The organism is Pseudofrankia coriaricola (genome assembly GCF_001854805.1).
GTDB lineage: Bacteria > Actinomycetota > Actinomycetes > Frankiales > Frankiaceae > Pseudofrankia.
Map to the genome: position 1 here is coordinate 112,758 of NZ_MBLO01000114.1, position 11,468 is coordinate 124,225.

General features: G+C 71.2%; 11 protein-coding genes. 7 read left to right on the forward strand and 4 right to left on the reverse strand.

Annotation, left to right across the window (positions count from 1 at the left end; translation table 11 throughout):
- Positions 1 to 181 precede the first annotated feature (181 nt).
- The 6 genes from BCD48_RS17235 to BCD48_RS17260 all read left to right on the forward strand — a co-directional run bounded on the left by BCD48_RS17235 (position 182) and on the right by BCD48_RS17260 (position 6,995).
- Entirely contained in the window at positions 182 to 595 is a 414-nt protein-coding gene (locus tag BCD48_RS17235) for a helix-turn-helix transcriptional regulator (RefSeq protein ID WP_241841800.1), read from the forward strand.
- Positions 596 to 647: 52 nt separating this feature from the next.
- Positions 648 to 1,079 carry a VOC family protein gene (locus BCD48_RS17240; protein WP_071049408.1) on the forward strand — a complete coding sequence of 144 codons (432 nt, stop codon included), beginning with the start codon at positions 648 to 650 and terminating at the stop codon, positions 1,077 to 1,079.
- A 494-nt stretch (positions 1,080 to 1,573) separates the two neighbouring features.
- The gene (gene helR / locus BCD48_RS17245) at positions 1,574 to 3,742 is read left to right on the forward strand and encodes an RNA polymerase recycling motor ATPase HelR (RefSeq protein WP_071049409.1); all 2,169 of its coding nucleotides are present in this window, start codon (positions 1,574 to 1,576) and stop codon (positions 3,740 to 3,742) included.
- Positions 3,743 to 3,870: 128 nt separating this feature from the next.
- On the forward strand, positions 3,871 to 4,383 hold the full coding sequence (locus BCD48_RS17250) for an NADPH-dependent FMN reductase (RefSeq protein WP_071049410.1): 513 nt from the start codon (positions 3,871 to 3,873) through the stop codon (positions 4,381 to 4,383).
- 322 nt (positions 4,384 to 4,705) lie between these two features.
- Complete coding sequence (locus tag BCD48_RS17255) at positions 4,706 to 5,839, forward strand: SPFH domain-containing protein (RefSeq protein WP_241841801.1); 1,134 nt, start codon at positions 4,706 to 4,708, stop codon at positions 5,837 to 5,839.
- 25 nt (positions 5,840 to 5,864) lie between these two features.
- Positions 5,865 to 6,995 carry a TFIIB-type zinc ribbon-containing protein gene (locus tag BCD48_RS17260; RefSeq protein ID WP_071049412.1) on the forward strand — a complete coding sequence of 377 codons (1,131 nt, stop codon included), beginning with the start codon at positions 5,865 to 5,867 and terminating at the stop codon, positions 6,993 to 6,995.
- 84 nt (positions 6,996 to 7,079) lie between these two features.
- Here the strand turns inward: BCD48_RS17260 and BCD48_RS17265 are convergent, their stop codons facing one another.
- Both BCD48_RS17265 and BCD48_RS17270 read right to left on the reverse strand, forming a co-directional pair.
- A complete protein-coding gene (locus tag BCD48_RS17265; protein ID WP_071049413.1) occupies positions 7,080 to 7,409 on the reverse strand; it encodes a hypothetical protein in 330 nt (109 codons plus the stop codon).
- The gene (locus BCD48_RS17270; RefSeq protein ID WP_241841802.1) at positions 7,406 to 8,653 is read right to left on the reverse strand and encodes an aminoglycoside phosphotransferase family protein; all 1,248 of its coding nucleotides are present in this window, start codon (positions 8,651 to 8,653) and stop codon (positions 7,406 to 7,408) included. The genes BCD48_RS17265 and BCD48_RS17270 overlap by 4 nt, the downstream gene beginning before the upstream one ends.
- 199 nt (positions 8,654 to 8,852) lie before the next feature.
- On the opposite strand from BCD48_RS17270, the gene BCD48_RS17275 reads away from it, so the two are divergent.
- On the forward strand, positions 8,853 to 9,650 hold the full coding sequence (locus BCD48_RS17275; RefSeq protein ID WP_071049415.1) for an ArsR/SmtB family transcription factor: 798 nt from the start codon (positions 8,853 to 8,855) through the stop codon (positions 9,648 to 9,650).
- Positions 9,651 to 9,742: 92 nt separating this feature from the next.
- Here the strand turns inward: BCD48_RS17275 and BCD48_RS17280 are convergent, their stop codons facing one another.
- Positions 9,743 to 10,195, reverse strand: coding sequence for a nuclear transport factor 2 family protein (locus BCD48_RS17280; protein WP_071049416.1), 453 nt, complete (start codon positions 10,193 to 10,195; stop codon positions 9,743 to 9,745).
- A 237-nt stretch (positions 10,196 to 10,432) separates the two neighbouring features.
- Entirely contained in the window at positions 10,433 to 11,389 is a 957-nt protein-coding gene (locus tag BCD48_RS17285) for an esterase/lipase family protein (protein WP_071049417.1), read from the reverse strand.
- Positions 11,390 to 11,468 lie beyond the last annotated feature (79 nt).

Sequence of the window (11,468 nt, forward strand, 5' to 3'; positions counted from 1 at the left end):
GCGGCTAGAAAGTTATACATCAGCGTCTAACTAGATGGACTGGTGAGTCTCGTATGGCCGCGGTTGGTATCCCAGCTCGGTGATTCCCCGGCCGCCCACTGCTCCGCTGGGATGGCATGCCCCACCTGCAGCTCGATCGCACGCGTCGCCGGGCACCGGTCCGGGTGATACTTCGGATGTGGTGCCCCGTTCTCGTCACCTGCTGCGGGCCAGGGACCTCGCCGACGGCCGGTATTTCGAAGCGCTCACCGTGGCGGATCTGGCGCGTGCCGCGGGGCTGTCGCCCGCGTACTTCAGCCGGGAGTTCCGGCGGGTGTTCGGCGAGTCGCCGCACCAGTACCTGCTGACCCGCCGCCTGGAGCGGGCGGCGGCGCTGTTGCGCAACACGGACCGTCCCGTGACCGACGTCTGCTTCGACGTCGGGCTCACCAGCGTCGGCTCGTTCACGACCAGCTTCCGCCGGGTGTACGGCGCCACGCCGACGGCGTACCGCGCGAGCTTCCCGCCCGCGCGCCGCCACATCCGGATTCCGGACTGTGTCGCCCGGGCCTACGGCCGGCCCGAACACCGCACGTTTGGAGAAGCCGGCACCTGACCCCGGCGCATAGCGTCGCGCCCAGCCGACGCGTCGACCAGGGGAGTCCGCAGTGATCAAGATAGCCAACGCGCAGTTCTGGGTGCACGACCAGGACGAGGCGGCCGCCTTCTATACGAAGAAGCTCGGCTGGGAGGTGCGCGCGGACGTCAGCATGGCGGAATGGTCGTTCCGCTGGCTCCTCGTCGGGCCGCGCGACCAGCCCGACGTCGGGCTGGTTCTGATGCCCGTCCCCGGGCCGCCGATGATCGACGCGGGCAGCAGTGAGGCGCTCGCGGAGCTGGTCGCCAAGGGCGCCGGCGGCACCCTGTTCCTGGAGACCGACGACTGCCAGGCCGCCTACGACGAGCTGTCCGCCAGGGGCGTCGTCTTCAACGACCCGCCGACACCGCAGCCCTACGGCATCGACACGTCCTTCCGTGACCCGTCGGGCAACAACGTCCGCCTCACCCAGGTCCTCGAGTTCTCCCCGGACCGACACTGAGACGCCGCACGGGGGAGCGAGTGCGGCATCCATGCCACCGGCCGCTTCCTGAGCGCCACCGACCTCGACTGGTCGTCCGGTGCCGGCCGGCCGCTGCGAGGGCCGGCCGAGGAGCTCGCCCTGGTGCTCGGCGGCCGGAAGCTCCCGAACCCTCGCCTGGTCGGCGACCCTCTTCAGGGCCTAGATCAGGAGTCCTGAGACTCACAAGTCGAAGACCCAGAAGTTCTGAAGACCCGGAAGCTCGGAGACGGCCCGCGGAAGGAGAGTACGTACTCCTCGCCACTCCTAACGTATAGCGCACCGGGGGGCTTGCGGCAAGACCCGGGTCATGCCGCAGAATCGCTGGCCGAGGCCAGGACCAGCGGAAATGGGAGTCGCTAGGTGCGTGTGTTGTTGTCGAAGTATGGGTCGCGCAGGGACGTCGAACCGCTGGGGCGAGCCGCGGTGCGGTCGCGGGCACTTGTCGCGGGCGGCCTTCGACCGGAGCTGATGGCGTGAATCCCCTCGCTACCAGCGCGTTCGACCTGCCCGACCGCCTCGCCGCGAAGGCCGAGCCGGCGCTGATCGCCGGCGACGAGCAGCACTTCGCGGCCATCGCGGAAAGCCTCGAACAGTCGATCGCCGACCTGTCCGACCGTCTCGATGCCGAGCGTCAGGCGCCCGGCGGCCTGGGCCAGGCGGCGATGGACCGAGACCTGGAGATCCACCGGCTGACCGCTCGCCTGCGCGTCCTGCGTCGCTTCGGTCTCGACCTGTGCCTCGGACGCATCGTCAGCGCGGACAGTCCCGAGCCCGTGTACATCGGGCGGCTTGGCCTCACGGACAGCGCGGGTCGTCGGCTGCTGCTCGACTGGCGGTCCCCAGCCGCCGAGCCGTTCTTCGGAGCGACTCACGCCAACCCGATGGGTCTGGCGAGCCGCCGCAGGTATCGCTGGATCCGCGGCCGGATCAGGGACTACTGGGACGAGGTGTTCACCTCCGACGGGTTCGAGGGGCACGCCGCGCTCGACGACCAGTCCGCCTTCATCGCCAGCCTGGGCAGCAACCGGACGGACCGGATGCGCGACGTGCTCGGCACCATCCAGGCCGACCAGGACGCCATCATCCGCGCGGGATCCCGCGGCGCGCTCGTCGTCGACGGCGGCCCGGGCACGGGGAAGACCGTCGTCGCGCTGCACCGCTCCGCCTACCTGCTCTACTCCGACCCCCGCCTCGGCCACCACCGGGGCGGCGTGCTGTTCGTCGGCCCGCACCAGCCCTACCTGGCCTACGTCGCCGACGTCCTGCCCAGCCTCGGCGAGGAGGGTGCGCAGACCTGCACCCTGCGGGACCTCGTCGCCGAGGGATCCGCGGCGGCGATCGAGACCGACCCGGCCGTGGCCCGCCTGAAGTCGTCCGCGGACCTGGTGAAGGCGATCGAGACGGCCGTCAGGTTCTACGAGGAGCCACCCGCCAAAGGGATGACGGTCACGGCCGACGGGTCCGAGATCTCGCTGAGCGCCGGTGACTGGGCCGAGGCGTTCGAGGCACCCGATCCCGGTACGGCGCACAACGACGCGCGCGACCTGATCCTGGCGGAGCTGCTCACGATCCTGACGGACAAGTACGACGGCGACACCCCGGCGCACCTGCTGCGCAGGTCGCTGCTGCGCAACAGGGAGCTGCTCACGACCCTCAACAACGCGTGGCCGCTGCTCGAGGCGGCCGACCTCGTCGGGGACCTGTGGTCGGTACCTGCCTACCTGCGCAAGTGCGCTCCCTGGCTCACCCCCGACGAGGTGCGGGCCCTGCAGCGCCCGGATGCCCAGGCCTGGACGGTGTCCGACCTGCCGCTCCTGGACGCGGCCCGCCAGCGGCTCGGCGACCCGGAGGCGTCCCGACGCAGGCGTCGGCAGCACGCCGCCGCCGCCGCCGAACGCGAGGGCAGGGCCAGGGTCGTCGACAACCTGATCGACGTCACCGGCGACGAATACGGCGTGGGCCTGGTGACGATGCTTCGCGGCGAGGACTTCCAGGACGCCCTGGTCGACGAGACGGCGCTACCCAGCACCGACCCGGACCTGCTCGCCGGCCCGTTCGCGCACATCGTCGTGGACGAGGCCCAGGAACTGACCGACGCGGAGTGGCAGATGCTGCTGCTGCGCTGCCCGTCCCGGAGCTTCACCATCGTGGGGGACCGTGCCCAGGCCCGGCACGGGTTCACGGAGTCGTGGCAGGAGCGGCTCAGGCGGGTCGGGCTCGACCAGGTGAGGCTGGCCTCCCTGAGCATCAACTACCGGACGCCGGAGGAGGTCATGGCGGAAGCCGAGCCGGTCATCCGGGCCGTGCTCCCGGACGCCAACGTGCCGACCTCCATCCGCGCCGGCGGCATCCCTGTCGCCCACGGATCCACGTCTGATCTGGGCTCGATCCTCGACGCCTGGCTCGCCGCGCATGCCGACGGGATCGCCTGCGTCATCGGCACTGGTGACATCGAGGACGCAACCGTCCGGGCGACGTCCCGCGTCCGGTACCTGCCCCCGGAGCTGTCGAAGGGGCTCGAGTTCGACCTGGTCGTCCTCATCGACCCGCAGGAGTTCGGCGAGGGCATCGAAGGAGCGGTCGACCGCTACGTCGCGATGACCAGGGCGACCCAGCAGCTCGTCATCCTCACGAGTTCCTGACATCAGCTGGGAGCTCGCGGGGGCAGCAGAGCGCGCGCCGCCTCGGCGACGGCCGGCGGCACGAGGTACCAGGATGATGCTCGCGGCCGGCGGACGACCAGAGCTGACGACCAGAGAGGACTACCGAGATGACGACGCTGAGTGTCGTGGTGGGCAACCCGAAGGCCGAGTCGCGGACGCTTGCGGTCGCCGAGGCGCTCGCCGACCGGCTCCGCCCGCTGCTCGGTGCCGAGAAGGGGCTGCGGCTGGACCTCGCCGAGCACGCCGGCGACGTCTTCACCTGGCCGCACCCCGGGCTCGACGCCCTGACCGAGCAGGTGGCCGCAAGCCGCTTCCTCGTCGTCGCGAGCCCCACCTACAAGGCCGCCTACACGGGGCTGCTCAAGGCGTTCCTGGACCGGTACCCCACCGCCGGGCTGCGGGGGGTCACCGCGTTCCCCGTGTTCACCATCGGCTCGCCGGCGCACACGCTCGCGGTCGAGTTCACCCTGCGGCCGCTGCTGGTCGAGCTCGGCGCGAGCGTCCCCACCCAGGGGCTGAGCTTCCCGACGGACGAGCTGCCCCGGCTCGACGAGATCCTCGACGGGTGGCTGGAGCGCAACCGGCCCGCGCTGCCCGCGGTCGGCTCACCCAGCCGCTAGAGGGCCAAAGGGTGTGCGAAAATGATCTTCCTTCGCACACCCGGCGGCCGTTGTCCCCAGGATCACTGACGAGCTGACGCGCGCGCCACAATCGCGGCCGGCCGGGCGCTGGCCAGGGACGATGACGCGGGTGGCTGACGCGGGTGGGCTGGGTCGGGCGCGCTGTCCGGAGCAGGACACGTCGCGACCGGCCCGGCTCGGGGCCGCTAGGGTACCGCCACGAACGTGTACGCATCAGGCGTGGCGACTGGTGCGACAGCGCCGTCGGCGGGACAGCGCCGCCGGTCGGCCAGAGCTAAGGGCGGCGGCAGACGTGGGGCTGATGGACCGGGTCCGCGGCGAGTTCATCGACATCATCGAATGGACCGATGACAGCCGGGACACCATCGTGTGGCGCTTCCCGCGCTACGAGAACGAGATCAAGATGGGCGCCAAGCTCACCGTCCGCGAGTCGCAGGCGGCGGTGTTCGTCAACGAGGGGCAGGTCGCCGACGCCTTCGGGCCGGGCATGTACACCCTCGAGACGCAGAACATGCCCATCCTGTCCACCCTCAAGGGCTGGAAGTACGGGTTCCACTCACCGTTCAAGGCCGAGGTGTACTTCGTCAACACCCGGCAGTTCACCGATCTCAAGTGGGGCACGCAGAACCCGGTCATCGTCCGGGACGCGGAGTTCGGCATGGTCCGGCTGCGGGCGTTCGGCGCCTACTCGATCCGGGTGGTCGACCCGCCGGCGCTGCTGCGCGAGCTCGCCGGCACCGACCCGCAGTTCCGCACCGAGGAGGTCTCCGAGTTCCTGCGCCAGCTCATCGTCGGCCGGCTCGGCAACGCGCTGGCGACCTCCGGGGTGCCGGTTCTGGACATCGCCACCCGCCAGGACGTGATCGGCGCGACGCTCGGCGAGGCGCTGACCAAGGAACTCGCCGCGGTCGGCATCGCGATCCCGAAGTTCGTCATCGAGAACATCTCGCTGCCACCCGAGGTCGAGGAGGCCATCGACAAGCGCAGCCAGATGGGCATTCTCGGGAACCTCAACCAGTACACCCAGTTCCAGACCGCGCAGGCGATCGAGGCGGCCGCGAACAACCAGGGCGGAGCGGGCGAGGGCCTGGGTATCGGCCTCGGCATGGCGCTCGGTCAGCGCGCCGCGGGTGGCATGCCGCAGCCCGGCTACCAGCCCCAGCAGGGATACCCGCCGCCCGGCTACCAGCAGCCGCCGGGCGCGCCGACGCCACCGCCCCTGCCGCAGGCCGCGCAGTGGTTCATCGGTGTCGGCGGCCAGCAGCAGGGCCCGTTCGACGCGGCCGGCCTGGCTCAGCGGGTCGCGGCGGGCGAGCTGCGCCACGACACGCTGGTGTGGAAGGCCGGCATGGCCGCCTGGACGGCCGCCGGCCAGGTGCCCGAGGTCGCGCCGCTGTTCGCCAACGTCCCGCCGCCGCTGCCGCCGCAGGCCTGACGGCGCCGGCCCGGGAGCCAACACGATGACTGAACCGACGTACCAGCAGGCTCCGGTCGCCGCGACGACCTACCCGTGCGGTGGCTGCGGGGCGCGCCTGGAGTTCGCGCCCGGTTCGACCGGCATGCAGTGCCCGTACTGCGGGTTCCGCCAGGAGATCGCCGCGGGCGGCCGGGAGATCCATGAGATCGCGTACGGGGAGCTGGCGACGCTTCCCCGCAAACCCGTCGGCAGCATCGGGGCGTATGTCTTCGTCTGCCAGCGCTGCGCCGCGAGAACCGAGACGAACGAGACCGCCAGCGTCTGCCAGTTCTGCGGGGCGCCACTGGTGATCGACGCGGCGGCGTCCGGGCAGATCGTGCCCGAGGGCGTGCTGCCGTTCGCCCTCGACCGGGCCAAGGTCCGGGATGCGATGCGTTCCTGGGTGAAGTCGCGGTGGTTCGCCCCCTCCGGCCTGAAGAAGGTCAGCGAGACCGAGTCGATGAAGAGCACGTACGTCCCGCACTGGACGTTCGACTCCCAGACGGTCTCCGACTACAGCGGCCAGCGTGGCGAGCACTACTGGGTGACCGAGACATACACGGACAGCGAGGGCAAGACCCAGACGCGCCGTGTACAGCGGACCCGTTGGCACCCGGCGGGTGGCACGGTCAACCGGGCGTTCGACGACGTGCTGGTGCCGGCCAGCGCCGTGCTGCCGCCCAAGAAGGTCGACGACCTCGCGCCGTGGCCGGTCCAGCAGGCACAGCCCTACCAGCCGGAGTTCCTCGCCGGGCATTTCGCGCTGCGCTACGACGTCGAGCCGGAGAACGGCTTCACCGAGGCGCGGGGCAGGATGGCGCCCGTCATCGAACAGGACTGCCGCCACGACATCGGCGGTGACGAGCAGCGGGTCACCTCGGTCAACACCCGACACAACGACGTCACCTTCAAGCTGATGCTGCTGCCGGTGTGGATCGCGACTTTCATCTACGCGGGCAAGAACTGGCAGATCCTCGTCAACGGCCTGACCGGCGAGGTCCACGGCGAGCGCCCGTGGAGCAGGCTGAAGATCGCCCTCGCCGTGATCGCCGTGCTGGTCGTCGTCGCGGTCGTCGTCTACTTCGTGGCCGGCCACGGTCACGGTTCCGGCAGCGCCGGGACGACGTCCGGTTAGCGGCACTCGAACGGCTCGACGCCGCCCGCTCGCGCGCGGCGTCGAGCCACGCTCGGTGCGTAGGTGACCGGGGCGCGTGGATGATCAGGCGGCCGCGACGAACGTCCAGACCTGGGAATCCGGTGTGGGAGACAGCCCGGCTCGGTAGTCGGCGTGCACGGTGACGGCGGTGAAGCCGGCCTCCCGAAGCAGGGCGGCGAACCCATCCAGGTCGTACCGCTGGAGGCTGAGGTTCTGTAGCTCGGTCTCGACCAGCCGGCCGTCGCGCGAGCGCTCATAGCGCAGCCAGCTGGTCACGACACCCTCGTCCGGATGCGCCGCGGGAACGGCGCTGAGCGTCAGCAGGTCGTCGCCGAGCCACCAGTGGTTCAGCGGCCCCGGGCGAGTCGCCCGCCCGTTTCGGCCGCCGGTCATGCTTCGGCCGTGGTGGCCACGGCGGTTGCGTGGCGGAGCGCCGCGCGAACGGTCACGGCCGGGTCACCGGCGTGGTACACGCGCTCGCTGGGCTCGATGTTGTCCAGGAACTCCTGGTACCGGACCGCGTAGGAGAGGTGGCCGAGGGGCTCGGCGACGGCCAGCGCGCGGGCCGGGTCGCTGCCGGGCAGCGCCGTCCGCCAGGCCGTCACCCACGTGTCGGTGGCGTGCGCCCGTAGCTGGCGGTCGGCCAGGAAGTCGCGGACGCGCAGGCCGTCCAGGACCGGGTTGCCCAGGTGGCTGTCGGCGAAGTCGAGGATGGTCGTGCGCCGCCCGTCCGATCTCCAGTTTCGCGGGTGCAGGTCGCCGTGCACGACGGTGTCCGGCAGCCCGCAGGCGGCCAGCTGGGCGACCAGGTCTGGCAGGTGCCCGGTGAGTTCCCGGGCGGTGGCCAGCTCGTCGGGAGTGAGCTCGTCGGCCGCCTCGCCGTCGAGCAGTTCGGCGGCCTGGCCGATCAGCGCCGGCATCGTCCGGTCCGGCAGGCCGCGGGGTATCGCCGCCGGGTCGCGGGCCAGCACCGCCTGGGCGTTCACCAGCCGGCTCACCGCCGCGTGGATGGCGACCGGCGACTTCTCCCACGTGTCGGCGCCGGGCGCGTGATCCAGCAACAGGCGGCCGCCGACGGAGTCCGCCGCGATCACATCCGGTACCAGCTCCGCGTCCACCCGCCCAAAGGCGTCGATCACGGCGGCCTCGGGAGCGGCGAACGGGGGAGTGGCCTTCAGCCAGACCGGCCCGCGCGCGGTCGGGAACCGGAACAGCCCCGCCAGGTTCCAGGTTCTGACCTGTTCCGCCGGCCCGCTTGCCGGCCGGCCCGCGGCGCGCAGCGCCGCCCGCGCCCAGTCCAGGATCTCGGCGAGGCCGACCGACGTCGCCCAGTTCGCCCGCAGCGGGACCGGGCGGACCAGCTCGTCTGGGTCGCCCGGCCAGGGCGCGAGCCGCCGGGCCGCGGGCCGGCCGAAGGCCTCGACGTGGTAGCGCACATGCCCGTCCCGGGCGCCGTCACTTCCGTCGACGCCCAGCAGGCGCAGCACCATCACCGGCACGCCGAGCTCCCGGCGCAGCCGGGCGACGACCGGCTCGACGTCGGCCCACCACGGCGTCGCTGCCGGGTAGGGCCCGCAGGTCCCGAGGCAGTCGCCGCCCGCGGTCACCACCGCGCTGAACGTCCGCCCCCGTGTCACCGGCCCAGTGTCACGGCTTCCCGATCATCCGGGCAAAGCATTTTCGGCGCGGTGCCATCCTCCGGCCCATGCCGTGACCGTCCGGCACGGCCGGTGTCGCCGATGCCGCTCGCGCAGCCGTTCGCCCGGCAGGACGTGGCCGGTCGTCGCTTGACGTTATGCAGGCAGATACCTGCATAATTGCGGTGTGGATGCGGACATGGTGTTCAAGGCCCTCGCGGACCCGACGCGGCGTCGCCTGCTCGACGTCCTGCACGAGCGGGCTGGCCTGACTCTCGGCGAGCTCTGCGACGGACTGGAGATGCGCCGCCAGTCGGTCAGTGAGCATCTGGGCCTGCTGGAGGCGGCCGGTCTCGTCACGGTCGTGCGCAGCGGCCGGCGCAGGCTCCACTACCTGAACCCCGTGCCCATCCACGACATCCGGACCCGATGGATCTGGAAGTTCGAGGAGTCCAGCCTGGGCTTTCTCGACCAGGTCAAAGCCCGAGCTCAGGAGATCACGATGATCGAACCGGTTCCCGCCTACGTGTACACGACATACATCCACAGCACGCCCGACGATGTGTGGCGGGCGCTGACGAGCCCGGATCTCACCGGCCGGTTCTGGGGCCACGCCCAGGTCTCCGACTGGGCGGTGGGCAGTCGTGTCGAGCACGTGCGGGTGGACGGCTCGGATGTCGTCGACGCCGTCGGCAGGGTGCTGGAGGTCGCCCCGCCGTTGCGGCTCGTGTTCGGTTTCGACACGCCCACGCGCTTCGACGACCCGACCTTCGAGCCGTCCGTCGTCACCTTCACGATCGAGCCGTACGCGGAGATCGTGCGCCTGACCGTCACCCACACGAACCTGCCCGACGCCGCCGGGCGTGAGTCGATCTCCCTCGGCTGGCCGGCCGTCTTCGCGAACCTCAAGACCCTGCTGGAGACAGGCGACGTCCTCCCACAGGACCCCTGGACGATGCACGCCCCTGACCGCGAGAGGACCATGCAGGGCAACTGAGTCCCTGCCGGCCGGTCATCGTCACCTGGCGAGGCCGGGGAAGCGGTGACCGCCGACCGCGAGGAAGGGGCCGGTGTGGAGGGCCGCCGGCGTCAGGAGCGGAGGGACCTCAGCGGAGCCTCCCAGTCGGGGCTGCCTCCGGTGGTGAGCATGCGGACGAGGTGGAAGGCACGCCTGCTGATGCGCCAGCCGTCGGCGGTGCGGACGAGGACGTCGTCGTAGCTGCCGATGACGTCGATGAAGGCGTTCGGGTCGTCCGGGCGGATCATGAGGACGGCGTGCACATAGGAACGGGCGGTCGCCCGGTCGCCGGCCACGTCGATGACCAGGTTCGACAGCTGGTGACGCGTGTCGCCCATGTCCCGGTGGGCCGCGGTCATGTAGTCCGTGATCGCGTCGGCGCCGGAGAGGCGCAGCCCGTAGTCCGCCTCCACGTCGTCGGTCCAGCAGGTCCGGAACAGCGTCCAGTCCCGCTGGTCGATCCCGGTCGCGTACCGGATCAGCACCTCGCTGATCTGCGCATGATCCTCCCGTAACCCGTCCACCGCCCGCTCTCCTTCGGTTCGTGGCCCGCTCGCCCGGCCAGGTCGTCCACCTCGTCGGCCCACCACACTCCACGTGACACCGCGCCGGTCGCAAGCGATATCGGTGCCCGCGGCGCGAGAACCGCGAGAACCGCGGGAAGCGCCAAAACCGCGAGAACCGCAAGAACCGGCCGTCCCGGCCATGGCCGTCTGGGCACGGCGTGGCCGGGACGGCGGGGGCGCACAGTCAGGGCGTGGTCAGCCGCCGATGGCGGGGAGGACCGGGACGCAGATCAGCGGCCTCGGGTGCTGGGGGTCCAGCGCGTTCTGGACGTGGCGCAGCGCCACCCGGTCATAGGCGACCGAGATGTGGTCGGAGCCGTCGAGGATGCAGCTGTCCTGGAGGGTGATGTTCCGGACGTTCGGGCCGGGCAGGAATGCCGAGGTGTAGGGGGTGACGATCTCGTCGTAGCGAGTCTCGATCACGGTGTAGCGCACGCCGGGCCGGGTGCCGCCGCCGGCGTTGAGGGCGGTGAGGAACGGCGAGCCGGCGATCTGCTGGGCGCACGACTGGCAGATCGACTCGATGGGCCCGGTGAGGCCGAAGACGTCGGCGAGTTTCGTCAGGCCCAGGAGCGTCGTGCCGTGGTTGGACGGCGCGAGCCCGATCAGGGCGTTGACCTTCGCCTCTCCGCCCAGGTTGTTGATGTAGTAGCGGGGCAGCATCCCGCCCTGGGAGTGGCCGACGATGTCGACCTTGGACGCGCCGGTGGCGGCGAGTACCTGGTCGACGAAGGTGGCGAGCTGCGCGGAGCTTTCCTCGATGGGCCTGGTCCCCTGGAGGTAGTCGGTCGGCGAGGCGCCGCCGATGTTCGGGGCGAACACGCAGTAGCCGTCGTTCTTCAGCAGCGGCGACAGTGCCTGCCACTCGTTGGTCTTGTCCGCCAGCGTTCCGTGGACGAGGACGACGGGCCGCGGGTGCGCGGCGCTGGGCCGGCAGGAGAAGTCGTTCGCGCCGGGCGGGTCGGCGTTCGGGTGCGCCAGCGAGATGACGACCGCCGCCGGGAAGTTGTAAATGACCGGGAGGGGTGCCGCGGCCGACGCGGGCGCGGCCGTGGCGACGGCGCCGGTCACCAGGCCGGCCGTCAGCAGGGCTGGCAGCGCGGCGAGCGCGGTGCCGCGGGTTAATCGGTTGCGGAGACGGGTGAGCTGCACGGGACTACCTCCTTGGTGCCGCCGCCGGTCTGCTCCGTGTGCCTGCCGGGCCCGGGCCGGCTGAGATCGGAGAGGGCGG